Annotated in this window: 26 protein-coding genes; 9 read left to right on the top strand and 17 right to left on the bottom strand. The window is 64.4% G+C overall.

The window, feature by feature from the left end:
* Nucleotides 1-30 precede the first annotated feature (30 nt).
* The 5 genes from I6F35_RS11765 to I6F35_RS11745 all read right to left on the bottom strand — a co-directional run bounded on the left by I6F35_RS11765 (nucleotide 31) and on the right by I6F35_RS11745 (nucleotide 3,555).
* Nucleotides 31-369, bottom strand: a complete 339-nt coding sequence (locus I6F35_RS11765; RefSeq protein WP_225117834.1) for a hypothetical protein — start codon at nucleotides 367-369, stop codon at nucleotides 31-33.
* A gap of 167 nt (nucleotides 370-536) precedes the next feature.
* Nucleotides 537-1,310 carry a class I SAM-dependent methyltransferase gene (locus tag I6F35_RS11760; protein ID WP_225117833.1) on the bottom strand — a complete coding sequence of 258 codons (774 nt, stop codon included), beginning with the start codon at nucleotides 1,308-1,310 and terminating at the stop codon, nucleotides 537-539.
* Nucleotides 1,311-1,466: 156 nt separating this feature from the next.
* Nucleotides 1,467-2,225, bottom strand: coding sequence for a multicopper oxidase domain-containing protein (locus tag I6F35_RS11755; protein ID WP_225117832.1), 759 nt, complete (start codon nucleotides 2,223-2,225; stop codon nucleotides 1,467-1,469).
* A gap of 24 nt (nucleotides 2,226-2,249) precedes the next feature.
* Complete coding sequence (locus I6F35_RS11750) at nucleotides 2,250-2,903, bottom strand: multicopper oxidase domain-containing protein (RefSeq protein WP_225117831.1); 654 nt, start codon at nucleotides 2,901-2,903, stop codon at nucleotides 2,250-2,252.
* A gap of 415 nt (nucleotides 2,904-3,318) precedes the next feature.
* On the bottom strand, nucleotides 3,319-3,555 hold the full coding sequence (locus tag I6F35_RS11745; protein WP_225117830.1) for a hypothetical protein: 237 nt from the start codon (nucleotides 3,553-3,555) through the stop codon (nucleotides 3,319-3,321).
* 250 nt (nucleotides 3,556-3,805) lie between these two features.
* On the opposite strand from I6F35_RS11745, the gene I6F35_RS11740 reads away from it, so the two are divergent.
* The 4 genes from I6F35_RS11740 to I6F35_RS11725 all read left to right on the top strand — a co-directional run bounded on the left by I6F35_RS11740 (nucleotide 3,806) and on the right by I6F35_RS11725 (nucleotide 8,349).
* Entirely contained in the window at nucleotides 3,806-5,038 is a 1,233-nt protein-coding gene (locus tag I6F35_RS11740; RefSeq protein ID WP_225117829.1) for a Zn-dependent hydrolase, read from the top strand.
* A 231-nt stretch (nucleotides 5,039-5,269) separates the two neighbouring features.
* Nucleotides 5,270-6,307 (top strand): PrsW family glutamic-type intramembrane protease, encoded by a 1,038-nt coding sequence (locus tag I6F35_RS11735; RefSeq protein WP_225117828.1) that lies wholly within the window; start codon nucleotides 5,270-5,272, stop codon nucleotides 6,305-6,307.
* 68 nt (nucleotides 6,308-6,375) lie between these two features.
* Nucleotides 6,376-6,954 carry a DUF308 domain-containing protein gene (locus I6F35_RS11730; protein ID WP_225117827.1) on the top strand — a complete coding sequence of 193 codons (579 nt, stop codon included), beginning with the start codon at nucleotides 6,376-6,378 and terminating at the stop codon, nucleotides 6,952-6,954.
* A gap of 309 nt (nucleotides 6,955-7,263) precedes the next feature.
* Nucleotides 7,264-8,349 carry a 3-deoxy-7-phosphoheptulonate synthase gene (locus tag I6F35_RS11725; RefSeq protein ID WP_225117826.1) on the top strand — a complete coding sequence of 362 codons (1,086 nt, stop codon included), beginning with the start codon at nucleotides 7,264-7,266 and terminating at the stop codon, nucleotides 8,347-8,349.
* 48 nt (nucleotides 8,350-8,397) lie between these two features.
* On the opposite strand, the gene I6F35_RS11720 is transcribed toward I6F35_RS11725, so the two are convergent.
* From I6F35_RS11720 to epmA, 3 genes are all read right to left on the bottom strand, one after another.
* On the bottom strand, nucleotides 8,398-8,649 hold the full coding sequence (locus I6F35_RS11720) for a hypothetical protein (protein ID WP_225117825.1): 252 nt from the start codon (nucleotides 8,647-8,649) through the stop codon (nucleotides 8,398-8,400).
* A gap of 69 nt (nucleotides 8,650-8,718) precedes the next feature.
* Nucleotides 8,719-9,810, bottom strand: a complete 1,092-nt coding sequence (locus I6F35_RS11715; protein ID WP_225117824.1) for a lysine-2,3-aminomutase-like protein — start codon at nucleotides 9,808-9,810, stop codon at nucleotides 8,719-8,721.
* Nucleotides 9,807-10,859: an EF-P lysine aminoacylase EpmA gene (epmA, locus tag I6F35_RS11710; RefSeq protein ID WP_225117823.1), complete on the bottom strand. Its 1,053-nt coding sequence runs from the start codon at nucleotides 10,857-10,859 to the stop codon at nucleotides 9,807-9,809. Before epmA ends, I6F35_RS11715 begins: the two co-directional genes overlap by 4 nt.
* Nucleotides 10,860-11,256: 397 nt before the next feature.
* Here epmA and efp point away from each other — a divergent pair, with 397 nt between their 5' ends.
* Nucleotides 11,257-11,823 (top strand): elongation factor P, encoded by a 567-nt coding sequence (gene efp, locus I6F35_RS11705; RefSeq protein WP_225117822.1) that lies wholly within the window; start codon nucleotides 11,257-11,259, stop codon nucleotides 11,821-11,823.
* Nucleotides 11,824-11,863: 40 nt separating this feature from the next.
* Complete coding sequence (locus tag I6F35_RS11700) at nucleotides 11,864-13,441, top strand: M23 family metallopeptidase (RefSeq protein ID WP_225117821.1); 1,578 nt, start codon at nucleotides 11,864-11,866, stop codon at nucleotides 13,439-13,441.
* Here I6F35_RS11700 and I6F35_RS11695 read toward each other — a convergent pair whose 3' ends face one another.
* Together I6F35_RS11695 and I6F35_RS11690 are read right to left on the bottom strand one after the other, a co-directional pair.
* On the bottom strand, nucleotides 13,442-13,939 hold the full coding sequence (locus I6F35_RS11695; RefSeq protein WP_225117820.1) for a cupin domain-containing protein: 498 nt from the start codon (nucleotides 13,937-13,939) through the stop codon (nucleotides 13,442-13,444). It abuts the gene before it with no gap.
* A 51-nt stretch (nucleotides 13,940-13,990) separates the two neighbouring features.
* Complete coding sequence (locus tag I6F35_RS11690; protein WP_225117819.1) at nucleotides 13,991-14,473, bottom strand: carboxymuconolactone decarboxylase family protein; 483 nt, start codon at nucleotides 14,471-14,473, stop codon at nucleotides 13,991-13,993.
* Between the two features lie 177 nt (nucleotides 14,474-14,650).
* Here I6F35_RS11690 and I6F35_RS11685 point away from each other — a divergent pair, with 177 nt between their 5' ends.
* On the top strand, nucleotides 14,651-15,109 hold the full coding sequence (locus I6F35_RS11685; protein WP_225117818.1) for a MarR family transcriptional regulator: 459 nt from the start codon (nucleotides 14,651-14,653) through the stop codon (nucleotides 15,107-15,109).
* Between the two features lie 55 nt (nucleotides 15,110-15,164).
* On the top strand, nucleotides 15,165-16,394 hold the full coding sequence (locus I6F35_RS11680; protein WP_225117817.1) for a lytic murein transglycosylase: 1,230 nt from the start codon (nucleotides 15,165-15,167) through the stop codon (nucleotides 16,392-16,394).
* Nucleotides 16,395-16,491: 97 nt separating this feature from the next.
* On the opposite strand, the gene I6F35_RS11675 is transcribed toward I6F35_RS11680, so the two are convergent.
* A complete protein-coding gene (locus tag I6F35_RS11675; protein ID WP_225117816.1) occupies nucleotides 16,492-17,301 on the bottom strand; it encodes a glucose 1-dehydrogenase in 810 nt (269 codons plus the stop codon).
* A 20-nt stretch (nucleotides 17,302-17,321) separates the two neighbouring features.
* The gene (gene recJ / locus I6F35_RS11670) at nucleotides 17,322-19,163 is read right to left on the bottom strand and encodes a single-stranded-DNA-specific exonuclease RecJ (protein ID WP_225117815.1); all 1,842 of its coding nucleotides are present in this window, start codon (nucleotides 19,161-19,163) and stop codon (nucleotides 17,322-17,324) included.
* Between the two features lie 362 nt (nucleotides 19,164-19,525).
* Between recJ and I6F35_RS11665 the strand changes: the two genes are divergently transcribed.
* On the top strand, nucleotides 19,526-20,620 hold the full coding sequence (locus tag I6F35_RS11665) for a methyl-accepting chemotaxis protein (protein WP_225117814.1): 1,095 nt from the start codon (nucleotides 19,526-19,528) through the stop codon (nucleotides 20,618-20,620).
* Between the two features lie 174 nt (nucleotides 20,621-20,794).
* Here I6F35_RS11665 and I6F35_RS11660 read toward each other — a convergent pair whose 3' ends face one another.
* From I6F35_RS11660 to I6F35_RS11640, 5 genes are all read right to left on the bottom strand, one after another.
* Entirely contained in the window at nucleotides 20,795-21,514 is a 720-nt protein-coding gene (locus I6F35_RS11660; RefSeq protein ID WP_225117813.1) for a haloacid dehalogenase type II, read from the bottom strand.
* 65 nt (nucleotides 21,515-21,579) lie between these two features.
* Nucleotides 21,580-22,578 carry a class II fructose-bisphosphatase gene (glpX, locus tag I6F35_RS11655; protein WP_225117812.1) on the bottom strand — a complete coding sequence of 333 codons (999 nt, stop codon included), beginning with the start codon at nucleotides 22,576-22,578 and terminating at the stop codon, nucleotides 21,580-21,582.
* Between the two features lie 75 nt (nucleotides 22,579-22,653).
* Nucleotides 22,654-23,973, bottom strand: coding sequence for a homoserine dehydrogenase (locus I6F35_RS11650; protein ID WP_225117811.1), 1,320 nt, complete (start codon nucleotides 23,971-23,973; stop codon nucleotides 22,654-22,656).
* Nucleotides 23,974-23,996: 23 nt separating this feature from the next.
* Entirely contained in the window at nucleotides 23,997-25,217 is a 1,221-nt protein-coding gene (locus I6F35_RS11645; RefSeq protein ID WP_225117810.1) for an LL-diaminopimelate aminotransferase, read from the bottom strand.
* A gap of 213 nt (nucleotides 25,218-25,430) precedes the next feature.
* Nucleotides 25,431-25,715 (bottom strand): hypothetical protein, encoded by a 285-nt coding sequence (locus tag I6F35_RS11640; RefSeq protein WP_225117809.1) that lies wholly within the window; start codon nucleotides 25,713-25,715, stop codon nucleotides 25,431-25,433.
* Nucleotides 25,716-25,904: the final 189 nt, after the last annotated feature.

Genomic DNA, 25,904 nt, shown 5'->3' with positions numbered 1-25,904 from the left:
CGCAATGCGCACGCGCGCATCACGCCGGGATCAGCGACTGGCGAGGCGCGATCCGTCCGGCCGCTCGGCTGTCTCGACCGGCTTGATGCAGCCTTTGCAGATCACGAGCTTGCGGGCGAGCTTGCGATCGGCATCTTCGTCCGACACCTCTTGCGCCGCTTCGGATGGCTCGATCGCCTGAGCTACCTTCGCTGAGCGCGTGGGCGTTCGCCGCGGCTGGTTCGGATCCTCTCCCGCTCCGTCCCAGGCAAACGCTCTCGGTCCGGTCGAAGCTGACATGTTCATCGCGCCATATTGCGCGCAGGCGCCAAGCGCGAGCGGAAGAAGCAGGATGGCGATCCGGCAGGCGTGGTTCCGAACATGGCGCATGACAATGACCTGACGCAACTGATGCTGGGAGCTAAGAGCAGAATGGCTAACAAATCGTTCTAATTAGATGCTCATTGATTGGAGCCAAAAGATGACCAAGCGACTATGCGGGTCGCCGGGAAGAATGTGCCAGCCGCTGGGAGGTTAGCTTCGAGCCCAGCCCCTTCCTACCGACGGCGTGCGATCTGCGCGGTTGAAACAACGAATTCGGTGAGCGCGCCGTCCCGGCTCATCGGCATCAAACGCGCCTCGACATCGCGCAGCATCGGCTCGACCTTCTCGCCCAAGGCGGCCGGCGAGGATGACGAGAAAGTCAGCACGCGTTGCGCCAGGTCGGCCACAGTGGTTTCGTTCACGCTCTCGACCCGGATCACCTCGGCGGCCTCGAATGTCGTGCCTTGCAAGACGGAGGAAAGCTCGCGTTGCGCGCGCTGACCCGAGCGCGACTCCGACCATAGTTTCTTCTCCGACCAGTCGCGCCGCGCAGCGGCGTATTCCTCGAGCCACGCATTGCGCCCGTCGGTCGCGGAGGAGGACGCGCATATGGCGACGACGCCATCCGGCGCCACCAGCCGTTCGAACAGCGGGCCCAAGGTGCTCTCGTCCAACCAGTGCAGCGCTCGTCCGATCGTCACGAGATCGAAGTGCCCGATACTATCAGGCAAGTCCTCCGCCCTGCTTTTGATCAGCGTCACGTCCCGACCGGCCCGCTTGGCCGCCTGTCGCGCCACCGCCAGCATGTTCGGCTCGGGATCGACGGCGACGATGCGTCCGACATAATCAGCAAAGCCGAGCGCAAGCAGGCCGGGCCCGGTGCCGAGATCGATCAGGGCATGCCGCTTGGTAAGCGCCAGGCGATGGGCGACCTCACCGAAGAACGCGACGGGATATGGCGGCCGGAATTGTTCATAGAGATCAACTGTCGTTGCAAAACGTCCCATTCCGCGGCCCCGGATGATCGAACCATGTACAGCGAAAGTAACCCGCTGCACCGGCGCGTCACCTTAAATTTGGATCATGTTTCATGCGCGCTGCGCCCCTGCCCGTTTTAGGTCGCCGCGATTCGGCGGAGGCTGCGGACCACGGCAAAGACGTTGTCATCCATACGTGATCAGTCCCGCGAAGCCTTCGTCCATATGGTCCTGGTGATGACAGTGGAAGAAGGTCGGCCCGGGGTCGTCGGCCGCGAAATCGATCTCGGCCGTCGAAAAGCGAGGCAGGCTGATCGTGTCCTTGATCACACCGGACGTCGGCTTGTCGCCGACCTTCGTGATCTCGAAGGAGTGCCGGTGGAGGTGCACCGGATGCTCGTCACCGCTGTTGTTGTTCAGAAGTAGGCGATACCGCTTGCCTTGCTCGACCGAGAACAAGGGATTTGTGTCGGGCCACGACTTGCCGTTGATGGTCCACCGATTGTACCCGCCGCGTCCGCCCGGGACCTTCTCGAATTTGAGGCTGATCGTTTCGTCCGGAGCCGCGGCAGTTGCGCCCGGCCGACCGAAGACGGTGTAATCCCATCTGGAATTGACGGACGCTGACCAGGTCGGCTCACCGCCTCGATTGGCATACTCGACCACCACGCCCATCCCCATGTTGCGGTCTTCGTCATCCGTCGAGCCGAACACCCAGATTCCGGGATTGTTCATCTCGACGATCACGTCGGCCCGTTCGGCCACGTCAAGTTTCAATACATCGACCGTTGCCGGCGTCGGAACGGGATTGCCGTCGAGCGCCAGGACTTTGAAGCGATGCCCTGACAGCGCGAGCGAGATACCCATGTTGCCGCTCGCGTTGAGCACGCGAAACAGCACGCGCTCGCCTTCGCGCACCCGGATCGGCTCGCCGTGGCCGAGCATGCGATCGCCCAAGGTGGCGGCGTGCTACATGACTTCGAGGCCGTTGTCCGGTGGAGGTCCCTTCCTGATATCCTGCATGCTGACCCAGTGACCTTCCCAGTGATGGGCGGCAAGCAGTACTTCGCGATCGTAGCCGCCGGGATCGCCAGCAGCAGGCTCGACGATCATAAAACCGAACTCGCCCGAATAGGTGCTCTTGGCGAGATCGGTCATCGCCATCGCGTGGCTGTGATACCAGCGCGTCCCGAAAGGCTTGGGAATGTACGAATATGTCAGCGACTTTCCCGGCTCGATGATCGGCGAGCCTTCTTCGGCTGCGCCGTCCTGAAGCGAAGGAATCATCAGGCCGTGCGAGTGGATCAGGTTGGGGTATCCTGAATCGTTGGTGACATCGATCCGGACCGGTCGTCCTTCCTTCAGGCGTAGCGGCGGACCGGGGACGGTCCCGTTGTAGGCGGTGGTCTTGATCACCCTCCCGGGTCCGATTTCCAGCGACGTCGGGGCGATCCGGATCTTGTAGTCGGCCGGCTCATTCGGCGACGACGTCTGAGCGCGCGCAAGCGGCATGGTTCGGGCCGCCACAAGCGAGAACGCGCCGGCTTGAGCGCTGCGAAGCAGCGCCCTGCGACTGAGCAGCGGTTGCGTGCGGCTTTCTTCGTGTCGACCGAGCTTTGCCATCGCACACTCCCGTTGCGGGTACGGATGCTGAACTAGCACCAATGGTGTGTCCGGAGACAGCCAGGCACGACACCGCTGGAAACAAAAGAAATTGATGCTCGGGACAGAAAGCCTTATCGGGAGCCGATAAGCGAGATTGCGCCTGAAGCTGCACAGGCTGCGACGGCTGACTGTCCGTCGGTACCAGTTGGATCGGCCATGCTGGCGGGCGATGATCGCGAAGCTCGACCTCATGGTAGGGCCCGAGCCATCGGTGCCCGCGCAAGTTTCGTGTGGCCTTTACCAACCGCCGCGCCGCGCGAAAAATCCCTGGAACAGATTCTCGCCTGGCCTGCCGAAAAGGTGACGATGGCCCACGGAACACCCGTGGAAAGGATGCCCGAGCGTACCTGCGCCGCGCGTTTGGGTGGCTGATCTAGCTGCGCAACAAGTCGTCCGGCACATTGCCGAACGCGCGCAGCACCGTCGTCGTCGATTCCGGATAGCCGACGCGGACGAACGCCACGGCACCGGCATGGCCCAGGACCTGCCAAAAGCCTTTTGCGCGCTCGATCGCCGCCGCAGGGCTCGCGCATTTGAAGGGCTCGCCGGCGACGAGGCCATCCTCGGTCAGGTCGAATGGCATGGCGACAAAGTGAGTGATCTCGCCCACGGCCGTTTCCCCGATTTTTTGTTGCCCGTCTGATGGGGCTGAGCGCATTGAAGGCAAGTAAGGATTGTCCCGGCTTGCGCCAAATCAAAGTTGGCTTCACCAATCTGTCATTTATGCGTTCTGGCGGCGCAGACCAGAGGGTGGCCCTCGTCCGAGCCGACGGAAGCCGCGCACCGACAGAAGCCGGCTTTCCCTGCCGCGCGCTGTATGCGAGTCTGGATGGAAGCAACCATCCCACGGACGCATACCCATGCCTGATCCAAATCTCGCCGTCGACGGCGCACGCGTGCTCGCCGATCTCAATGCGCTCCGCGCCATCGGCGCCTACAAGACGGGCGTGCACAAGCCGACGTTTTCGGAACCGCATATGCGCTCGATTGAGTGGCTTGCCGCCAGGCTCCCGGCAGCCGGCCTCGCCCCCACGATCGACGGCATCGGCAACATTCTCGGCACCAGCGCAAAGCCTGGCCCGAAACTTCTGGCGGGCTCGCATCTCGAAAGTCAGAATTTCGCAGGGTGGCTCGATGGACCGCTCGGCGTCGTCTACGCACTCGAGGCCGCCCGCGTCATCAATCCCAACGCGAACATCAACGGTGCCGTCGAGGTTGCCGCCTGGTGCGATGAGGAAGGACATTTCGGCCATTTCCTCGGCAGCCGCTCCTATGTCGGCGCCTTGACGGAGGCGGAGATCGATGCCGCGCGCGACCGCAGCAACGGCCGTCCTATGCGCGAAGCGCTCGAGAGCGTCGGCCTTGCGGGCCGTCCGCGCGTCACCGCCGAACGCGGGCGGCACATCGGATATCTCGAAGCCCATATCGAGCAAGGCAGGACGCTCGAAGACAGCGGCCTCAAGATCGGGGTCGTCACCTCCATCGTCGGCATCTGGCAGTATCGCATCACGTTCACCGGGGAGCAGAACCATGCCGGCACCACGCGGATGGCGATCCGCCGCGATGCCGGGCTTGCGCTCGCCAAATTCTGCGTCGCGATCGATGACAGCTTCCCTGCCCTGTGCGGCCCGCGCACGGTATGGACCACCGGCCGCATCACACTCGACCCCGGCGCGCCCAGCATCATTCCGGGCCGCGCCGAAATGCTGTTCCAGATGCGCGACGACGATGTGAGCGTGATCGAACGCCTGGAGGCGCATCTGCGCCGCATGGCAGCAGAGGTCACCGCGGGAGGCCGCTGCAGCGTCGAGGTCGAGCGCATCCGCACCGGCGCGCCGGCGATGATGGATGCCGCGTTCCAGGAGGCGATCGAAGCTGCGAGCGCGCGCGTTGCCGACGGCAAGTCGATCCGGATGCCAAGCGGCGCCGGCCATGACGCCCAGATGCTGGCCACCATCATGCCATCAGGCATGCTGTTCGTCCCCTCGATCGGCGGCATCAGCCATCACTGGAGCGAGAACACCGACGACGCCGACATCGTCACGGGAGCAAAGGTGTTCGTCGAGACCTGCCGGCGCTTGCTGCTGCGGTGAACGCGCACCACGGACTCCTCACTCTCCGTCATTGCGGGCGCGCTTTCGCTCTAACCATCCTAGGGCCGCTGGACCCCGGGGCCCGACGACGCCGAGAATGGCGGGCGCTGCAATGCGACAAAAAGCCGTGAATGCGGCGCGCCGAACTCTTCGCAAAGCGGTTACGTTGCCTTGCCAAGGGCCGGCTTTGCGGCCATTTTCCTCATTCGTACCTGGTTTGATTGCCTGCAGATGCTGTTGCTCGAGTCGCTCCCAACCGTCATCGGTGCCGCCGCCATTGCGCCGGCGCTTCTGATGCTCTGGCTCGTCATCGCCGCCGATGAACGCCCGGGTCCGCCGGCGCAGGTCTGGCTCGCTTTCATTCTCGGCGCGGCCAGCATCTCGCTGCTCGGGCTGGTGCGCGCGCCGTTCAATGCATTGCTGGCGATACCGGAAAACCCCTGGATGACGCTGGCGCTGCGCTCGCTGTTCGGCGTCGCGGTCCCCGAGGAGATCGTGAAGATCGCGGTGATCATCGCGGTGTCGTCGCGGCGCCGGGCCTCCGCCGACCCGATGGACCCGGTGGTCTATGGCGCGGCCGCGGGGCTCGGTTTCGCCGCTTACGAGAACCTCGCCTACCTCGTCCAGCATGCCGAGATGTGGCGCGCGCTCGCCGTGCTGCGCAGCGTGCTCACCGTACCGTTTCACGGTGCGCTCGGCATCATCGCCGGCGCCTATGTCGCAATCGCGCGCTCCGGCACCGCGCTCGGCGCACACCGAAAGAACCGCGCCTGGGCGCGGTTCTCGAGCTGGGCCATGGTGCTGCTCGCCCCGGTCCTGCTGCATGCCGCGTTCGACTTCCCGCTCCTGACGCTGCAGCGCGGCGGCGATCTCGGCTCCACGCTCCGGATGATCCTGGGCTCGGCAAGCGTCCTGATCGGGTTCAGCTCGATCGGCTTCGCCATCCGCCTGGTCTACCGGGTCGGCCGCCATCATGCCCCGCGCACCGCGCTCGCGCGCGAACGGCTGAGCCAGTTGCGGCGGATGTGGGCCGTCTTCGTCCTCGGCGGCGGCGCCAGCTTTCTGGGGCTCGCCTTCGTGCTCACCTCGTTCCGTCGCTGGCTGATCAATCCCGAGCACAATCCGGCGGCGATCCTGGTCCCGGTCGCGGCGATTTCGATCGTGGTCGGCATCGCACTGCTGATCGCGACCACCGCGATCTACATCTTCGGGCGAAATCGAATTCGCACGACATCGGAGGGCTTTTCGTCGGCGCCGGGACCGGGCTAATCTGATATAGTCAGAACCGAATATGCTCTAGGATTGCGTGCAATCACGTGCCTGCCCGGAGAGCTGCGATGACCCTTCCAGACAATCTCGACAAACTTCAGTCCGAAGTGAACGCCGCCGTGAAGGCGCATTGGAAGGCCTTCCTGTTCGAGGGCATCCTGCTCGCGGTTCTGGGCCTCGCCGCGATGATCGTTCCGACCTTCGCCAGCCTCGCGGTGACCATCTTCCTCGGCTGGCTATTCCTGATCTCCGGCATCGGCGGACTGATCGTCACCTACTGGGCGCGCGAGATGCCGGGCTTCTGGTGGTCGCTGATCTCGGCGGCGCTCGCCGTGCTCGCCGGTCTGCTGTTGCTGGCCCGGCCGATGCAGGGGGTGCTGACGCTGACCATCGTGGTCGGCGCCTATTTCGTCGCCGAGGGTGTCGCCACCATCATGTACGCGCTGGAGCATCGGCGCGAATTGACCGGACGCTGGTCGTGGCTGTTGATCGCGGGGCTGATGGACATCCTGATCGCCTTCATCATCATCGCGGGCCTGCCCGGCTCGGCGGAATGGGCGCTTGGCCTGCTGGTCGGGCTCAATCTCCTGTTCGGCGGAGCCACGCTGATCGGCATCGCGCTCGCCGCGCACAGCACCGACCCGTGATTTAGAGCGGTTTCGAGCGAAGTGGATACCGGTTCGCGTGACGAAAACGCGTCAAAACAAGAACTGAAGATTCGGTTAGGATTGAATCAGAACCGAATCTTTGGAGGTGACAAGGCGGAATCGTTCCGCTATAGACCGGACCATGATCAACGTCGCCACCAGCTATTTTTGGTACTTTAGCTACGACAGCTCGCTGGCGGCGGGAGGATCGCGCTCAATTTAGTGAAATTGCAGCAAGACGTCCGAACAGCCGCCAGACCTGGCGGCTTTTTTGTTGGCCGGCAGGTTCAAAAATCAAAGGAGCCCGCCGTGTTGAGTACCACTGACGATCTTCGCATTAGAGAACTGAAAGAGCTGAGTACGCCCGAAGAGGTAATGCGCGAGGTCCCGCGCACCCTGACGGCGACGCGAGTGGTGATGGCGGCGCGCAACGCCATCCATGCCATCCTGAACGGCAAGGACGACCGCCTGCTGGTCGTCGTCGGCCCCTGCTCCGTGCACGATCCCGAAGCGGCCATCGATTACGCCGAGCGCCTCGCCACCTTGCGCGAGACGCTGTCCGACCGCCTCGAGATCGTGATGCGGATCTATTTCGAGAAGCCGCGCACCACTGTCGGCTGGAAGGGGCTGATCAACGATCCCAACCTTGACGGCAGTTTCGACATCAACAAGGGCCTGCGGCTCGCCCGCAGCGTGCTGTCCGCCGTCAACAATCTCGGCCTGCCGGCCGGCGCCGAATTCCTTGACATGACGACACCGCAATATATCGCCGATCTCGTCAGCTGGGCCGCGATCGGGGCGCGCACGACCGAGAGCCAGATCCACCGCGAGCTTGCCTCCGGCCTCTCCTGTCCGGTCGGCTTCAAGAACGGCACCGACGGCAATGTGCGCATCGCCGCCGACGCGGTGAAATCGGCCTCGCACCCGCACCATTTCATGGCGGTGACGAAGGGCGGGCGCTCGGCGATCGCGGCGACCAGCGGCAACGAGGATTGCCACATCATCCTGCGCGGCGGCCGCACGCCGAACTACGATGCGGCGAGCGTCGATGCCGCCGCAGGCGAGCTGGCGCGTTCAGGCGTCAATCAGCGCATGATGATCGACACCAGCCACGCCAACAGCAGCAAGAAGCCGGAAAACCAGCCGCTGGTCGTTGCCGACATCGCCGGCCAGGTTTCCGGCGGCGAGATGCGCATCATGGGCGTGATGATCGAGAGCAACCTGGTCGCCGGGCGGCAGGATGTGGTGCCGGGGGTCGCGCTCACCTACGGGCAGAGCATCACCGATGGCTGCATCGACTGGAACACGACAGTGTCCGCGCTGAATGTGCTCGCCGATGCGGTCGAGGGGCGGCGCAAGGAGCAATGCCGCGATGTCCGGGAATTGTTGGCCTAGGCGCTCGCAGATACGTGACGCTGGGCGTCGCGGCGCCCGGCGGCTCGCTCAGCAACCCCTGCAGATACTCTTGATCTTGCGATCGAGGGCCGCGTCTTCCTTGTTCACGGGATTGTTCGGATCGCTGATATTGCTCTCGCTCGGCACCTCCGAGCGGCGCGGCTGACGGTGGCCGATCGGTGCTTCCGGAATTGGCCTGACTTCGGGGCTGCTTTTCGGCACTGTCGAAGTCCCGCCCTGCGCAAAGGCAGGCGCACCGATCAGGGTCACAAGTGCCATCGACAAGATTGTTTTCCGCATCCTGATTCTCCTGCCTTTCAACACTCTACCGCACCGGTTCCGCACCGTCGATGTTGATGCACCTCCGGATCACACCTTAGGTGGATAGAGATGCACGTCACCGCAATAATCGACGATACGATAGCGTGTTTCGTTAGTTCCTTCACGTCGTCTGGGATTCTCCTGCGACAAATAGCGCGGCCCGATCGGCGCCTTGCCATGGCCGCCCGGAATATCGAGCACGTAATCGGGCTGGCACAGGCCGGAAACGCGGCCCCGCAACGACCGCATCAGCTCCTGACCAGCTTCGATGCTCGTGCGCAGATGCGCGGTGCCGGGCGCTAGATCGCCGTGGTGCAGGTAGTAGGGCTTGATCCGGCATTCGACAAACGCTCGCATCAAGGCCTCCAATGTGGCGGCATCATCGTTGACGCCCTTGAGCAGCACGGTCTGGCTCACCAGGGGAATGCCGGCATCTGCGAGCCGCGCGCAAGCGGCACGCGCCTCGGGCGTCAGTTCGCGCGGATGATTGGCGTGGATCGCGATCCAGGTCGTCGTGCCGTCCACGCGCAGCGCGCGGGTCATCTCCGGACTGACGCGCGCCGGATCGGCCACCGGCACGCGCGTGTGCAGGCGGACAATCTTGACGTGATCGATAGCCGCGATGTCGGCCATGATCTCGGTCAATCTCCGCGGCGACAACATCAATGGATCGCCGCCGGTCAGGATCACCTCCCAGATCTCCGGACGTGAGCGGATATAGGAAAGCGCATCGCGATAGGCATCTTCCGACAGCGCGGTCGCCTTGCCCGGTCCGACCATCTCGCGGCGGAAGCAAAACCGGCAATAGACCGCGCAGACATGCACGAGCTTGAACAGCACCCGGTCTGGATAGCGGTGCACAATGCCGGGAACAGGCGAATGCGCGTCATCGCCGATCGGATCGGCGTTCTCGCCGGGTCGCGTGACAAGTTCGCCCGCGGCGGGGATGAACTGCCGCGCGATCGGATCGTTCGGATCGTCCGGGTCGATCAGCGCCGCGACGTCGGGCGTCACCGCGATCGCATAGCGCGCGGCGACCTGTTCGAGATCGGCAAGCGCCGCCTCTGGCGCCAGGCCGCGCTCGATCAGTTCGGCGGGCTGACGTAGCGTTGCGGTCAGCTTTCGGTCGATCCGGTTCATGTCTCTCCTGCTGGCGGCGTCCAGACCACCTGATCGATCCTTGGCGCCCCGCTTGCCAGCATCACCAGCCGGTCGAAGCCGAGCGCCACCCCGCTCGCCTCCGGCATCGCGCCGACGGCCGCAATGAAGTCCTCATCCAGCGGATAGCGCTCGCCGTAGCGGCGCTCTTTCTCGTCCATGGCCGCGGCGAAGCGACGGCGCTGCTCGGCGGCATCGGTCAATTCGCCGAATCCGTTGGCGAGTTCGACGCCGCAGGCATAGACCTCGAACCGCTCGGCGACATCAGGATCGGACGGATCTGCGCGCGCCAGCGCCGCTTCCGGGATCGGATAGTCGGACAGCACGGTCAGGCGCCCCTGTCCGAGATGGGGCTCGACATGCTCCACCAGAACCTTGCTGAAAATATCCGACCAGGTGTCATCCTCGGCGATTCGTACCCGTTCCCGGGCTGCATTCGCAAGCGCCCCACGGTCGCCCTCGCCGTCAACGATGGTGGCCAACAGATCGATCCCGGCAAAGCGCTCAAAGGCGGACGCGACCGTCAGCTCTTCAGGCAACGCATTGGGATCGGCGGTCTTGCCGCGGAACGAGAATCGCCCGATGCCGGTCGCGTGCGCTGCCTCGGCGATGACCAAAAGGGTGTCGGTCACTATGGCGTCGATGTCATCATTGGCGCGATACCATTCCAGCATGGTGAACTCGGGCAAATGGAGGTCACCGCGCTCGCGGTCGCGGAAGACGCGGGCGAACTCGAAGATCTTGGTTTCACCCGCGGCCAGCAGTTTCTTGCAGGCAAACTCGGGTGACGTCCGCAGGTAGCGCTGCACGCGGCTGCCATCGGCACGCGTCAGCTCCGTGCGTGGCGCATGCAGATGGGTCTCGTTGCCGGGCGAAATCTGCAGGACGCCGGTCTCGACCTCCGAAAATCCCCGCTTCTCGAACCAGGTTCGCACCGCCCTCGTCACCGCGCTGCGCGCCGCAAGAAACGGCCGTCTGTCGGCATGCCGCAAGGGCGTCCACCAGGGCGATGGCCGATCGACGCCGATCATGAACGCACCACCACCGAACGCCGCTTCATATGGCACTTCCGGTGATCGAGCAGCAAGTTGAGAATCTCAGCAAAAACCATTGAAATCACTTGATTTCTACACGTCTTCTTACGTGACTCACCCTGAATCTCACCTGCAGGGAGGTCCAGTTTGCCGGCGGATCGCCCTCCCGTCTGCGGCTTCGTCCTCCCGACGTCAAGCTCGTGCAGATTCCGTACCTTACGCGTGGTTGACAGGGCGTGGCCGGCGCCACACCTGTCAGCAACCTGGCAGAACCGGCCGCAAAAGGCTGGCATCGCGACAGCAAATCAGTATGTTGCAGCCCGAAACTGCCCGCCAGGCCGCCGAGCGCATCAGCCGAGCTGAGCCGGCGGCCTAACCATTCAGGAAAACCGCTTTGAAAGTCATCGCCAGTTCTATCCGCAAGGGCAACGTCATCGAGCAGGATGGCAGGCTCTATGTGGTGCTATCCGCCGAAAACATCCATCCCGGCAAGGGAACCCCGGTCAGCCAGATCGAAATGCGTCGCATCGGCGACGGCGTGAAGGTCTCGGAACGCTACAAGACCACCGACCAGGTCGAGAAGGCAACAGTTGAGGATCGCAACTTCAACTACCTCTACGAGGACGCCGACGGCTTCCACTTCATGAATGGCGAGACCTACGACCAGGTCCAGGTTCCGAAGGACATCGTCGGCTCGTCCGCGCCGTACCTGCAGGAAAACATGACCGTGAAGCTCTCGATGCATGACGGCAATCCGGTGGCGATCCAGTTGCCTCAGCGCGCCACGCTTGAGGTCGTCGAGACCGAGCCGGTGACGAAGGGCCAGACCGCCTCCTCCTCCTACAAGCCTGCCGTCCTCTCGAACGGCGTTCGCACCGCCGTGCCGCCGCACATCAGCACCGGCACGCGCATCGTGGTGATGACCGAAGACGGCTCCTACGTCGAACGCGCAAAGGATTAGCCGATCGGATTAAGGGGGTGCCGCGCCGGGGGGCGACGCGTTGAAAGGGAAAGCTGTCCGCTTTGTCGCATTCTGGCTGGCAGCTTTCGCGTCGTTCCTTGCCAGCCCCCTCGCCGCTTCCGCCGACGAATTCCGTACCCCTTCGATCTCAGCCGTGCGCGTCGAATGGCGCGCCGTGCTCGATCAGCTTCGCGCCGAGATCAACACCCAGCCGTCGATCGCCGCGAACTTCAGCTTTGCCAGCCAGCGCCGCGTGCCTTCCTACGATCCGCGATCGAGGCCCGCGCTGGTGCAATTGAATGCGATCACCTCGCAGCTATTCCCAGGCATCGGCCGCAGCCCAATCCCGGTGCTGTTGCCGTTCGATACCGCAAGCTATCTGGAGGCACGACAGGGCAGCGCGTCTCAGAGCCTATCCGTGTCACGCTATCAGGCCGACTTCCGCCCGGCCGATCTCTTCCATGCCGGAGCCGCCGGTTATGACGCGATGTTCGCACTCGAACCGGGTGCGGGCGAAATGCCGGAGCGGACTTTCGCGAGACCGGTCGAGGTACATATTACCGGCTCGCTGCTGCTCTATGATCTCAACGACCGGCTCGGCGGCAAGGGTGAGCCGGTCAAATCGCTTTCGGCACAGTATCCGGATATTCGACGCGTCATCCGCGAAGGCTATGTGCGCTATGCCTTCACCCGCTTCGGCGTACCCTATGTGGTCTCGATCCACTGCCTCGACAGCGTGCCACGGCTGCGGCGACTGGCCTGCCGCGAAGCCTATCCGGTTGCCGAGCGCTTCCTGAAAGCGCTGCGCGTCACCGGCGGCCAACCCGCGCGGGTGCGCCGGGACATCGCCTCCATCAGCGCCGAGCGGCCGGCCACCGCTTCACCCGATTTCACCTACCGGCCGAGCGGCGACATCGTTGCCAACAGCGGCTACCGTAAACAGGCCGGCCGCACCGACCTGACTGCCTATTCGCAGATCCGCTTTCCACTGGCGAAGGCGCCCGCTTTCGTCCATTCGCAATCCTTCGGCAGGCGCGCCGACCAATATCCCTGGCAGGACAATTTTTGCGAGGCGCGCAGTTTCGAAGTCGGCCAGTGCGCCACTGGCTTTGGCCACCAGGGGCAGGATATCCGCCCGGGCGCCTGCCCGCCCAACAAAGAGGGCGAGCCCTGTGATCCCAAGCGGCAGGCGGTCGTCGCAGTGCGCGATGGCGTCGTAATCCGCTCGCCGGGCCAGCAAGGCGCAACGCTGCAGGTCAACACCCAGACCGAGCATATTCGCTTCCGCTATATGCATATGAACCCGTCGGCGATGGACGCCGACGGCCTTCTCAACGGGCGACGCGTCACCGAAGGCGAAAAGATCGGCGTGGTCTCGAACTATCTCGATCATCCGAACGGCACCACCCGCCACCTGCATTTCGACGTGCAGGTGTTCACACGCGACGGCTGGCTCTGGGTCAATCCCTACACCACGCTGGTCTCCGCCTACGAACGCCTGATCCGCGGCCGCGGCCGCGAGATCGGCCCCGAACCACCAGCAGCCGCCGCGGTGGCGCACGCGCAGCCGGAGGATGTGATCCAACGCCTCGATCCGCAGGAAGGCGGCGGCAATTAGCTACTCGAGAAACGTCGTGAGCTGCGCGCCCTCGTCGGCGACGAACACCGCGATCAACTCTGCAGGCTCCGTGTTGCTGGCATTGGCCGAAACCAGGTGCGTCGAGCCCGGCGGCTCGAAGAAGGATTGGCCGACCTTGAACGTCTCGAGCGGTCCGCCGCCGAGCTGCGAACGAATTTCGCCCTTGGTGATATAGGCCGTCACCGAACCGGCATGCCGATGCGCACGCGTGAAACCTCCGGGGCCGTAGAACACGCGCACGATGGTCACTCGTTTGCCCGGCACGTTTGGCAGCGCGTACGAGCCAATCGGCTCGACCTTGTCGAGCGGCGATCCCTCGGCGGCGTTCGCGCAAAGCGGCGCGATGGCTCCGGATACCGCGTCCATCGCCGCCGGCAATGTCTTCGCAGCGACCAGGGCACAGGCAAGACCCGCAATGACCGCGAGCGAGATCGGCCGCGTCGGCGCGAAAGGAGCTGTCGCCAGCACTGATGCCATGTTGCTCTCCTTTTGGAGACAGACGTTATTCGTCCCCTCTGCCCTCCGGACTCACGACGCAGTGGCGCCGACCGGTGACGGCTTCCGCGCCGGTGGCGTCCAGCGATAGGCGACGCCATACCTGTTCCAGACATTGATCGCCGCAATCGCCGAGGTGAGATAGCTCAATTCCTGCTCGGAGAATTCCGCGCGCGCTTCGTCATATACCTCATCACTCACTCCATCGCCCGGTTTCGTGAGGGCTTCGGTCCACGCCAACGCGGCGCGGTCGCGGCTCGAGAACTGCGGAGCCTCGCGCCAGACCACGACGAGGTTGAGCTTGTCGGCGGGTATGCCGAGGCTCTCGGCCTGCAGGATGTGAAACTGCACGCAGAAGGCACAGCCGTTGATCTGCGAGGCGCGCAGCTTGACCAGTTCGAGCAGTTGCTTGTCGAGCCCGGCCTTGGCCGCCATCTGGCCCAGCGCCCGCACGGCATCGTAGACATCGGGTGCCAGCTTCTGAAAGTCGGCGTATTCGCTTCTCGCGTATGACATCGGCTTCTCACTCGTGTTATAAGAGTTCTCAGATATTATAAGAGTACTGATATGTCGCGCAAGGCATCACGGTCCACCGGCAGGAAATCGGTCACGGCCCGCAAGAAACGACAAGGCGGAAACTCGAAAAGTCCGGCTCGCAACCGGAAAACGGCCGCGGAAAATCCTGCGCTCGCGATGATCCATCCGCCGCCGCCCGGCCAGGGCAAGCGCGGCGAACAGGGCTACCTCGCCTATCTCCTGCGGCAGGCGCAGGCTGCGACGCGACTGACGATGGAACGGGCGCTGGGAACGCTCGGGGTCACCCCGCCGCAATTCGTGGTGCTGACGATGCTGCGCGCCTACCCCGGGCTGTCCGGCGCCGATCTCGCGCGGGTGGCGCTGCTGACGCCGCAGACGGTCGGCGTCATCATCCGCAATCTCGAGCGCGACGGCGCGATCCGGAAGACACCGCATCCGGTCCATGGCCGCGTCCTGCAATGGACGCTGACCAGGCGCGGAACAGCGATTCTGGAAAAATGCCGACGCCACGCTCACGCCGTGGACCGGCGGCTGGCCGACGGGCTCAACCCTAAAGCGGAACTGATCGTGCGCCGCTGGCTGTCCAAAATCGCCACAGACCTGCAGGATAGCTAGTTCCCGCGGCGTCGTGGCCTTTGGTGTGCACGGGCCGCGCCGTTAGACTGAGATCATGAAGCAGCTTGATTCCCTGACATCCCCTACCCGCCGGACTTTCCTGCAGGGCGGCATCGCGGCCGGTGGCCTGCTCACCTGTCCGCTGGCCGCGTTCGCGGCGCCAGCGGGCTTCGACCAGTGGCGCGACAATTTCCGCGCCCGCGCGCTCGCCAAGGGAATTTCGGAGGCGACCTGGACGCGCGTGATGGGCCGTATCGAGCCCGACATGAGCGTGTTCCGGCAAATGCAGAAGCAGCCGGAATTCAACGAGCAGATCTGGCAGTACATCAACCGCCGCGTCTCCGACTGGCGCATCATCAATGGCCGCGAGGCGCTCAAGAAGAACGAGGCGCTGTTTGCGCGGATCGAAAAGGATTTTGGCGTCGAACGCGGCACGCTGCTGGCCTTGTGGGGCGTCGAGTCCGCCTATGGCGATCCCCTGGTGCAGCAGAACCACATGAAGCCGGTATTCCCCGCACTCGCCGCGCTCGCCTGGAACGAGCCGCGCCGCAAGGCCTATTGGGAGACCGAGCTGATCAACGCGCTCAGGATCGTCGACCGCGGCTGGAGTACGCCGGAGGAGATGCGCGGCTCCTGGGCCGGCGCGATGGGACATTCGCAGTGGATGCCGGAAGTGTGGCTCAATGTCGGCTTCGACTATGACCGCGACGGCAAGGTCTCGCCATTCGGCCGGCCGGACGATGCACTCGGGTCGACCGCGAAATACCTCGTCAACCGCGGCAAATATCACCGCGGCGAGCATTGGGGTTACGAGGTGCGCGCCAGCGGCGGCACAAGCGGCAGCCGCAGCTACGCGGCGTGGGCCAGTGCCGGCGTCACCCGCGCCGACGGCCAGCCGTTCCCGCAGCCGAATGCATCGGCGCAGCTATGGATTCCGGTCGCAGGCGGCCCCGCCTTCCTGCTGGGGCCGAATTTCTATGCCGTGCGCAGCTACAATCCCTCGATGAACTATGCGCTGGCGATCTGCCATCTCGGCGACCGCATTCTGGGCGCTCCGCCGTTCATTCATCCCTTCCCCGGCTCGGAACGCGCGCTGACGCTGGCCGAGGTGCAGGAGATGCAGACGCGGCTCACCAAGGCCGGCTTCGATACCGGCGGCACCGACGGCCGCGTCGGCAACGATACGATGAAGGCGATCCGGGATTATCAGACCAAGATGGGGCTATTGCCCGCGGATGGTTACGGCGGACTGAAGGTGCTGGCGCGGCTGCGGCAGGGCAATTGACACATCGTCATTGCGAGGAGCGACAGCGACGAAGCAATCCACGTCGCCACGAGTTGAGAGATGGGTTGCTTCGCTACGCTCGCAATGACGCGGAACGTCACGCCTTGCGCGCGACAGCACCCGCATTCATGCCGCCGTCGATGACGAGCTCAGTCCCCGTCACGTAGCGTGACGCATCGGAGGCCAGGTAAAGCACGCCGCTGGCGATCTCCGCCGCCTGACCAGCGCGGGCGAGCGGTGTTGCGAGCTTCGCTCGCTCTTCCGGGTCGATCGGCGCGTTCGCCCCTCTGCCAGTCGCCTCCGTCGGAATCTTGCCCCAGATCGGCGTGTCGATGATGCCAGGATGCACAGAGTTGACGCGGATACCGTCATCTGCAGCGGCGCACTCCATCGCGACCGCTTTCGCAAACAGCCGCACGCCGCCCTTGGTCGCGCAATAGCCAGCCAATCCGGCCGCGCCGCGAAGGCCCGCAAGCGAGGACATCATGATCACGGACCCACCGCCGGTTTTCCGCATCAGCGGCAGGGAATATTTCACAGAGAGGAAAACGCCGTCGAGATTGATGGACGTCTGCCGGCGCCAGTCGGCGAACGTCATGTCCACAATCGAGGGCACGGAGATGCCGATGCCGGCGTTGGAGACCAGCACATCGAGCCGGCCGAAACGCTTGTCGATCTCCGCGATGATGTCCGCCCAGCGCGCCTCGCTGGTCACGTCCTGCTGCAGAAACACCGCTTTGCCGCCGGCCTTGTTGATGCCGGCGACCAGTTCCGGTCCCCTGAGTTCGTCGATATCGGTCGCCACAACCGTGGCGCCCTCCTGCGCCAACAATTCGGCCACCGCCGCGCCAATACCCGAGGCGCCGCCGGTGACCAAAGCCACCTTGCCTTCAACCTGTCCTGCCATGTGCTCTCCCGACTGTTTTCTTATCTGATGACCGCGGGCCCCTGGTCGGGGACCGCGACGTCGAGCACACGCAATTGCACACGTTCGCTGCCTTGCCAACGGTCGATCGCGAGCGAGCCTGCGACATGGAGCGGCTGGCCGCGGTTCTGTATCAGCGCATTGCCGAGCTTTTGGCCGACCGAACGGAACGCCATGCCGTTCACGATCGAGCCGTCGCCCGACTTGAAGCGCAGGCGCAAGTGCGCCTGCCCGACTTCGTCGGCGTAGACGAGCTGGTGCGCCGGCAGCGCGATCACCGGCTCCGGATTGCCGGCACCGAACGGGCCGGCGCGGTTCAGCATCGCCGCAAACTCCACCGTCACGGCGCGTGCGCTCACCGCGCCGTCGATGAACAATTCATGCTCGTGGCGCGAATTGGCGACGTCGGCGGCGAGCACGCTTTCCAGATAGGCGCGGAACTCCGCAAGCTTCTCCCTGCGCAGCGTCACGCCCGCAGCCATCGCGTGGCCGCCGCCCTTCAGCAACAAACCATCCGCCACCGCCTGCCGCACCGCTTTGCCGAGATCGACGCCGCCGATCGAGCGGCCCGAGCCGGTGCCGATGCCGCCCGGCTCAAGCGCGACGGCAAAGGCCGGCCTGCCAAACTTCTCCTTGAGACGCGAGGCCACAAGACCGACGACACCGGGATGCCAGCCCTCGGCGGCGGTGACGATGACGGAGCCCTTGTCCTCCAGCCCGAGCGCGGCCAGCGCCTCCGCCTCGGCCTGCGCTTCGGCCGCCTGTTCGATGACGCGCCGCTCGCTGTTGAGACGATCAAGCTCGGCCGCGATCCGTGCCGCCTCCGAGGTGTCGCCTTCCAGCAGCAGCCGCACGCCGAGATCGGCGCGGCCGATCCGCCCGCCGGCATTGATGCGCGGCCCCAGCATGAAGCCGAGGTGCCAGGCCTCCGGCGGGCCGTTGAGCCGGGCCACATCCATCAGCGCGGTGTGCCCGACATGGTCGCGCCTGCGCAGCGCGATCAGCCCCTTGGCGACGAGGGCGCGGTTGAGCCCGATCAGCGGCGCGACGTCGGCCACCGTCCCAAGCGCGACGTGATGCAGCATGCCGAGCAGGTCCGGCTCGGGCATTTCCGATGTCCAGAAACCGCGCTGGCGCAAGTCCCGATTCACGGCGACCAGGGTCACCAGCACGAGGCCGACGGCCGCGAGATGGCCAAGACCGGAGAGATCGTCGAGCCGGTTCGGATTGACCAGCGCGTCGACCTCGGGCAGCACCTCGCCGCATTGATGGTGATCGATGACGACCACGGACATGCCGAGCCGCCGCGCCTCCGCGAGCGGCTCCAGGCTCGTGGTGCCGCAATCAACCGTCACAAGGAGCGTCGCCCCCTTGGCCGCCAGCGCACGCACGGCTTCCGTGTTCGGGCCGTAGCCCTCGAACAGGCGATCGGGAATGTGGATCAGCGGATCGAGTCCACAATGCCGCAAATGCCAGGCGAGCAGCGCCGCCGAGGTCGCGCCGTCGACGTCGTAATCGCCGAAGATCGCGACCTTCTCGTTGCGCATCGCCGCATCCGCGATCCGCTTCGCCGCCGCTTCCATTGCGGTCACGGTGAAGGGATCCGGCATCAGTTTGCGGATGGTCGGATCGAGGAAATCCGGCACGTCATCGATCGCGACGTCGCGGCCCGCGAGCAGGCGCGCCAGCATTTCCGGCAGTTGATGGCGCTGCACGATCGCGAGCGCCCGTGCCGCACCCCGCGCGTCCAGGCGGTCGCGCCAGAACTTGCCGGTGAGCGAGCGCGCCACGCCGAGAAAGGCCGGCGGCATCTCCACGGGCAGGATGGCGGTGTGAAGCGTCATAACGGTCCCGACGACGAGCAGCACTGGCGGATGCGCGAATCAGCGCTCCCATCCTTGACCCTGAGCGGGCAATCGCGAAGCGCTACCAGGTGGTTTTGCCCACTTTTCGCAGGATACGGAGGACGCGGATTCGTTTTGGAGGCGTGCTGACGCCTTCGTCGGTTGGTATTTGGAGGAGGATTCACAGCGGGAAACAGCGGAATGCCGAAATAAAGTGCAGTCCTACATAGGTAGCAATTTCGGAAAATTAAGCCGACGTTAGCGCAAATCCCCGAAATTGGGCGTGTGTTTAATGTGCGATTTTTTGGTTCCGTCCGGTCCGCTGCAAGCGGTCAAAGGCATAACGCAGGGGAAGTCCGCCGATGTCCATCGCGCTTGCGCGCGCGAAATCAGTCGCGAACGAATCGGCGCTCTCGCCTGACGTCGATGATGAATCCGATATTTCGGCCCTGATCGCGCGGCTGACCGCAGAGGTCAACCAGATCGCCTGCGAGAAGACAAGATCGATCCAGAAGATCACCAACCAGATGAAGATGCTGGCGCTGAACGCGCTGATCGAGAGTTCGCGCGCCGGCGCGCAAGGCGCCGGCTTCGCTGTGGTGGCGCAGGAGGTGCGCGGCGTCGGCCAGCAGGTCGAGACCATCGCCCGCGAGCTCGAGACGCAGCTAACCAGGCGGACCGGCAGCCTCATGAGCTCGATCGAACGCATGACCGACCGCTCGCGCGGCGAGCGCATGGTGGATCTGTCGCTGAACGCGATCGAGCTGATCGACCGCAATCTCTACGAACGGACCTGCGACGTGCGCTGGTGGGCGACCGATTCCGCCGTCATCGACTGCGCCGCGTCGCCTGAGCCGGCGGTGGTGGCGCACGCGTCCGAGCGGCTCGCCGTGATCCTTTCCGCCTACACCGTCTATCTCGATCTCTGGCTCTGCGACCTCGAGGGCAATGTGATCGCCAACGGGCGCGCCGATCGCTTCAAGGTGATCGGTCAGAATGTTGCGACGACCAAATGGTTTCGCCAGGCGCGCGATCTGCGCTCGGGCGACGACTATGTCGCCGGCGACATCGAGTGCCAGCCGCTGCTTGGCAACGCCCAAGTCGCAACCTATTGCGCCAGCGTCCGCGAAGGCGGCAAGGCTCACGGCAAACCGACCGGCGTGCTCGCGATCCATTTCGACTGGGAGCCGCAGGCGCGCGCCATCGTCCAGGGCATTCGCGTCGGCGCGGCCGATAGAGCGCGCGTGCTCCTGATCGATTCCAATTTCCGGGTGATCGCGGCGTCGGACCGAAAAGGTCTTCTGACCGAGCACGTCTCGCTCTCGCTGGGCGGCCAGCGCAGCGGCTTCTACCAGGACCGCTCCGGCGCGCTGGTCGCCTTCCACGCCACGCCGGGCTACGAGACCTACAGGGGTCTCGGCTGGTACGGCGTCATTCTTTGCGGGGCTGCTTCTTAAGCCGAAGTGCTGGGTGTTGTCCCCTCATGGCGAAGAGCCGCGCAGCGGCGTCTCGAACCATGAGGCCCCGATATCACCTGCAGCCATCCTTCGAGACGCGGCCCGAGGGCCGCTCCTCAGGGTGCGGACCTTCTGTGTGGCGCTCGTCTTGGCTTTTCGCGACGAACTGCTCAGCTAACAGCCCATACGATCCGCAATCGCGCCGAAATCCTTGGCGACGATGTCCCAGTTGCCGGTCGCTTCGAAGTCGACTTTCTGCAGCGGGCCGTATTCGGTCGGACGCGCCACAAAGGCGGTCTTCAGGCCGTTCTGTTGCGCATGCTTGAGGTCGCCATTGTGCGCGGCGACCATCATCACCTGCTCCGGTGGCAGGCACAGCAATTTCGCGGCGCCGAGATAGGTCTCAGAATCCGGCTTGTAGTGCTCGAACAATTCGGCCGACATGACGAGGTCCCAGGGTAACCCCGCGAACTTCGCCATGTTGGTCAACAGCGCGACGTTGCCGTTCGAGAGCGGCGAGATGATGTATTTCGTCTTCAGCCGCGTCAGCCCCGCCACGCTGTCGGGCCACGGATGCAGGCGGTGCCAGCCCGTGGTCAGGTACTGCAGGTCGGCGTCGGTCAATCCCTTGATCCCGTGCTGCTCGACCAGCTTCTCCAGCGAGCGGCGGTGCAGCACATCGAGGATGACATAGCCGCGCTCGGGATGTTTGCGCACCTCGTCCATCGAGGCGACGTAGACTGCACGCCAGCCGTCAACGAGGGCGGTCCAGTCGGCTTCGATGCCGCGCGTCTTCGACCACTTCGTGAAGTCGTTGATCAGGCTGGTGCGCCAGTCGACGACGGTACCGAACACGTCGAACACCAGCGCCTTGACCGCCGAAAGATCGGCCATGCTCGCCTCCCGTTCTTGTTGTTGTCGTTGCAGGATGCGCCTCAAGGCGCATCCTGCAGGCCATCTCAGTCGAGATGAAACTTCTCGAGCTGGCGGTGCTCCGCCTTGATGTAGCGCACGGTGCCGGTGACCGAGCGCATCACCACCGTCTCGGTCTCGATCGTGTTCTTCTTGAACTTGACGCCTGTGAGCAGCGAGCCGGTGGTGACGCCGGTGGCGGCGAACAGGCAATCGCCGCGCGCCATGTCCTCGATGCCGTAGATCATCTTCGGATCGGTGATGCCCATCTTCTGCGCGCGCTCGCGCTTCTCGTCGCTGTCGAGGATGAGGCGGCACTGCATCTGGCCGCCGATGCAGCGCAGCGCGGCAGCCGCCAGCACGCCCTCGGGCGCACCGCCGGTGCCCATGTAGATGTCGACGCCGGTCTCGTCCGGGTTGGTGGTATGGATCACGCCGGCGACGTCGCCGTCGGTGATCAGGCGCACGGCGGCGCCGGTCGAGCGGATGCTCGCGATGATGTCGGCATGGCGCGGACGGTCGAGCACCAGCGCCGTGATCGCCGATGCCGGCACGCCCTTGGCCTTGGCCAGCCGCTGGATGTTGTCGGCGGGCGACGCATCGAGCTCGATGACGTTCTTGTCGTAGCCTGGACCGATCGCGATCTTCTCCATGTAGACGTCAGGCGCGTGCAGCAGCGTGCCGCCATCGGCCATCGCCATGGTCGCGATCGCGCCCGGCATGTTCTTGGCGCAGAGCGTGGTGCCTTCCAGCGGATCAACGGCGATATCGACCTGCGGGCCGGCATTGAGCCCGACCTTCTCCCCGATGAACAGCATCGGCGCTTCATCGCGCTCGCCCTCGCCGATCACGACCGTGCCCTCGATCGGCAATTTGTTGAGTTCGCGGCGCATCGCGTCGACCGCGGCCTGGTCGGCCGCCTTCTCCTGGCCGTGGCCGCGCAACCGCGCGGCCGACACCGCCGCCCGCTCCGTGACCCGCACGATTTCGAGCGTGAGGATGCGCTCGAGCAAGAGCTGCGGCGGGACGGAAATATGGGTCGACATCTCAACACTCCTTCAGCCTTCGGGCCCCTCGCCCGCATTCAATCATTTAACGTAGAAGGCGTTCGCTATCGCACACTAATTTTTCTCAATTCGTATCACCTGTGGGCGACCACTGATGACCCTGTCGCGCTGCACGGCCTTGAGCGCCCGATGAACCGCGTCTTCATTGGTCGCATAGGTAATCAGAATGACCGGAACCGGTGAAGCTTTTTTGGCCGAACCGTTAACATCGCTGCCATTGCGGTGGCGCTGCACGATCGATTCCAGCGAAATCTTCTGTTCCGCGAGCCGCGTTGCGATGGTTGCGGCGGTGCCGGCGTGATCACGGGCCAGAAGGCGGATGTAATAGCCGCCCTCATGGCGCTCCATCGGCGCCTTGGTCGTCGCGCGTAGGCTGTCGACCGGCCGGCCGAACGGCGTTGCGCGGATGCCGCGCGCCACGTCGGCGATATCGGCAACCACGGCGGACGCAGTCGCCGCCCCGCCCGCGCCCGGTCCGACCAGAGTGATCGGCGGAATGCCCTCGCCGTCGATCGTCACCGCATTGGTGACGCCCATGACTTGGGCAATCGACGAAGATTTCGGCACCATGGTCGGATGCACGCGCTGCTCGATGCCCTTTGCGGTTCGCACGGCAACGCCGAGCAGCTTGACGCGATATCCGAGTTCCTCCGCCGCACGCAGATCCTCGGGCGTGATCGAGGAAATGCCTTCGACATAGACCGCGGTTTGCGCGACCTTGGTGCCGAAGGCGAGGCTCGCCAGGATCGCAAGCTTTTGCGCGGTATCGTGCCCGTCGACATCGAACGACGGATTGGCTTCGGCATAACCGAGCCGCTGCGCGTCCTTCAAACATTCCTCGAACGACAATCCCTCCTGCTCCATCCGCGTCAGGATGTAATTGCAGGTGCCGTTGAGGATGCCGTAGACGCGGTTGACGCTGGTGCCGGAGAGCCCCTCGCGCAGCGTCTTGATCACGGGAATGGCCGCGCCGACCGCGGCCTCGAAATTCAGTGCGCCACCATGCTGCTCGGCGGCCTTGGCGAGCCGCAGTCCATGCTTGGCGATCAGCGCCTTGTTGGCCGTCACCACCGACTTGCCGGCCTTCAGCGCGGTCTCGATCGCCGAGAAGGCGGGATCATCGGCGCCGCCCATCAATTCGACGAAGCAGTCGACATTGGAATCCTCGGCCAGCGCCTGCGGGCTTTCGACCCAGTCGATGCCGCGCAAATCGAGCCCGCGCTTCTTCGCCTTCGACCGCGCGGTGACTGCGACAACGCGGACGCCACGACCGCTGCGCGCCGCCAAGGTCGTTCCCTGTTGCTCAATCAGGCGGACGACTTCGGCACCAACGGTGCCAAGCCCCGCTATGCCCACTTTCAGCGGTGCAACCATCGAGAACAAACCTGCCGAGGAGATTAACGCCGGTTGGCGAGAGGAACCACGTTGTGCAACGTTTCGATGCCGCTTTCAAGGAAGCGGCGCACGCCGCGCGCGGCCTGGCGGATACGTTGCTCGTTTTCCACCATCGCGATGCGGACAAAACCTTCGCCGTGCTCACCGAAGGCAACGCCGGGCGACACCACGACGCCTGATTTCTCCACCAAGAGGGTAGCGAACTGCATGCTGCCGACATCCTCGAATGCTTTCGGCAGCGGCGCCCAGGCGAACATCGAAGCTTGCGGCGGCGGGATCTCCCAGCCGGCGCGGCCGAACGCTTCCACCAGCGTGTCACGCCGCCGGCGATAGGTCTCGCGCATCTCGCGGATACAGTCGTCTGGCCCGTTCAGCGCTGCGGTCGCGGCCACCTGGATCGGCGTGAAGGCGCCGTAGTCGAGATAGGACTTCACCCGCGCCAGCGCTGCGATGATGCGCTCGTTGCCGACTGCAAAGCCCATGCGCCAGCCGGCCATCGAATAGGTCTTCGACATCGAGGTGAATTCGACGGTGACGTCCATCGCGCCCGGCACCTGCAGCACCGACGGCGGCGGATTGTTGTCGTCGAAATAAACTTCGGCGTAAGCGAGATCCGACAGGATGAAAATCTCGTGCTTCTTCGCGAACGCGACGAGATCCCTGTAGAAGTCGAGATCGGCGACATAGGCCGTCGGATTGGAGGGATAACAGACCACGAGCGCAAGCGGCTTCGGGATCGAATGGATGATCGCGCGTTCCACCGCCTCGAAGAATTGCGGCGTCGGTTCCGACGGCACCGAGCGGATCACCCCGCCCGCCATCAGGAAGCCGAAGGCATGGATCGGATAGCTCGGGTTGGGGCACAGGATGACATCGCCGGGCGCGGTGATCGCCTGCGCCACATTGGCAAAGCCCTCCTTCGAGCCCAGCGTCGCCACCACCTGGGTGTCCGGGTTGAGCTTCACGCCGAACCGCCGCGCGTAATACGCAGCCTGCGCCTTGCGAAGGCCGTTGATGCCGCGCGAAGCCGAATAGCGGTCGGTCCGCGGCTTGCCGAGGGTTTCCTTGAGCTTCTCGATCACATGGGCCGGCGTCGGCAGGTCCGGGTTGCCCATGCCCATATCGATGATGTCGGCCCCGGCATTGCGCGCGGCTGCCTTGGCCTGGTTGACCTTCTCGAAGACGTAGGGCGGCAGACGGCGAATGCGATAAAATTCTTCCATGGGACCCTGCTCCGACGACCGGCACGACAGAATCGCGCGATGATTTGCGCGCCTTGCCGAAACCAAACCCGGTTTGGGCCGGAAATTACGCCCAATCAATGACTTAGGGCGTTTCCAGACGCAAAATCTGGGCTCGGCGACCGGATATGCGGTTGAATTGAGGCTCTTTTAGCATGTAGCGGTGGCAGCGCCAGCGATTAGCTAGCGGCCACTTCACTTGCCGGCGTTTTGTGCGGTCGCAGCCTGGCGGTCGCGCGCAGCCTTCAGTTCGGCCTCGATCTTGGCCTGCTCCGCCGGCTTCATCGGCGCCTCTTCACGATCCGGTGGCATGTCGTGCACCGGCAGATAGCCGCCCGCTTCCTTGGGACGCGCCGGGGCATCGGCGGGGACCCCGACGCCGGGAAGATCTGCGATGGACGTGGAGCATCCGCCAAGGGCAAACGCCGATGCCAGCAGCGCGCCGGCCGCGAGCAGCCTTGTCATTCGATCGATACGCATACGTCCGGAAGTCCCCACTTGCCGGTAACTAATCACTGGTACGAGCCTTGCAGCGACAAATCGTCTGGTTGCGGCGGCCCCGTCCCAACCGGTTCAAACCATTGTCGCCCGAAACGATTAAGCCGTGAACAGCAAATCCGATTGATGCGGCTTCAATGTGTCGGAACTGGGAGGAATTTGTCGCAGTGC

The organism is Bradyrhizobium sp. BRP22 (assembly GCF_020194175.1).
Lineage (GTDB): Bacteria > Pseudomonadota > Alphaproteobacteria > Rhizobiales > Xanthobacteraceae > Bradyrhizobium.
Note: the sequence above shows the minus strand (reverse complement) of the source record. Positions and strands in the feature narration are given on the sequence as shown.

What these genes read in the sequence shown, in the direction of transcription:
- I6F35_RS11765 (WP_225117834.1), bottom strand. Translation starts at nt 369, where the DNA reads ATGCGCCATGTTCGGAACCACGCCTGCCGGATCGCCATCCTGCTTCTT.
- I6F35_RS11760 (WP_225117833.1), bottom strand. Translation starts at nt 1,310, where the DNA reads ATGGGACGTTTTGCAACGACAGTTGATCTCTATGAACAATTCCGGCCG.
- I6F35_RS11755 (WP_225117832.1), bottom strand. Translation starts at nt 2,225, where the DNA reads ATGCTCGGCCACGGCGAGCCGATCCGGGTGCGCGAAGGCGAGCGCGTG.
- I6F35_RS11750 (WP_225117831.1), bottom strand. Translation starts at nt 2,903, where the DNA reads ATGGCAAAGCTCGGTCGACACGAAGAAAGCCGCACGCAACCGCTGCTC.
- I6F35_RS11740 (WP_225117829.1), top strand. Translation starts at nt 3,806, where the DNA reads ATGCCTGATCCAAATCTCGCCGTCGACGGCGCACGCGTGCTCGCCGAT.
- I6F35_RS11735 (WP_225117828.1), top strand. Translation starts at nt 5,270, where the DNA reads ATGCTGTTGCTCGAGTCGCTCCCAACCGTCATCGGTGCCGCCGCCATT.
- I6F35_RS11730 (WP_225117827.1), top strand. Translation starts at nt 6,376, where the DNA reads ATGACCCTTCCAGACAATCTCGACAAACTTCAGTCCGAAGTGAACGCC.
- I6F35_RS11720 (WP_225117825.1), bottom strand. Translation starts at nt 8,649, where the DNA reads ATGCGGAAAACAATCTTGTCGATGGCACTTGTGACCCTGATCGGTGCG.
- I6F35_RS11715 (WP_225117824.1), bottom strand. Translation starts at nt 9,810, where the DNA reads ATGAACCGGATCGACCGAAAGCTGACCGCAACGCTACGTCAGCCCGCC.
- epmA (WP_225117823.1), bottom strand. Translation starts at nt 10,859, where the DNA reads ATGATCGGCGTCGATCGGCCATCGCCCTGGTGGACGCCCTTGCGGCAT.
- I6F35_RS11695 (WP_225117820.1), bottom strand. Translation starts at nt 13,939, where the DNA reads ATGGCATCAGTGCTGGCGACAGCTCCTTTCGCGCCGACGCGGCCGATC.
- I6F35_RS11690 (WP_225117819.1), bottom strand. Translation starts at nt 14,473, where the DNA reads ATGTCATACGCGAGAAGCGAATACGCCGACTTTCAGAAGCTGGCACCC.
- I6F35_RS11685 (WP_225117818.1), top strand. Translation starts at nt 14,651, where the DNA reads ATGATCCATCCGCCGCCGCCCGGCCAGGGCAAGCGCGGCGAACAGGGC.
- I6F35_RS11680 (WP_225117817.1), top strand. Translation starts at nt 15,165, where the DNA reads ATGAAGCAGCTTGATTCCCTGACATCCCCTACCCGCCGGACTTTCCTG.
- I6F35_RS11675 (WP_225117816.1), bottom strand. Translation starts at nt 17,301, where the DNA reads ATGGCAGGACAGGTTGAAGGCAAGGTGGCTTTGGTCACCGGCGGCGCC.
- recJ (WP_225117815.1), bottom strand. Translation starts at nt 19,163, where the DNA reads ATGACGCTTCACACCGCCATCCTGCCCGTGGAGATGCCGCCGGCCTTT.
- I6F35_RS11665 (WP_225117814.1), top strand. Translation starts at nt 19,526, where the DNA reads ATGTCCATCGCGCTTGCGCGCGCGAAATCAGTCGCGAACGAATCGGCG.
- I6F35_RS11660 (WP_225117813.1), bottom strand. Translation starts at nt 21,514, where the DNA reads ATGGCCGATCTTTCGGCGGTCAAGGCGCTGGTGTTCGACGTGTTCGGT.
- glpX (WP_225117812.1), bottom strand. Translation starts at nt 22,578, where the DNA reads ATGTCGACCCATATTTCCGTCCCGCCGCAGCTCTTGCTCGAGCGCATC.
- I6F35_RS11650 (WP_225117811.1), bottom strand. Translation starts at nt 23,973, where the DNA reads ATGGTTGCACCGCTGAAAGTGGGCATAGCGGGGCTTGGCACCGTTGGT.
- I6F35_RS11645 (WP_225117810.1), bottom strand. Translation starts at nt 25,217, where the DNA reads ATGGAAGAATTTTATCGCATTCGCCGTCTGCCGCCCTACGTCTTCGAG.
- I6F35_RS11640 (WP_225117809.1), bottom strand. Translation starts at nt 25,715, where the DNA reads ATGCGTATCGATCGAATGACAAGGCTGCTCGCGGCCGGCGCGCTGCTG.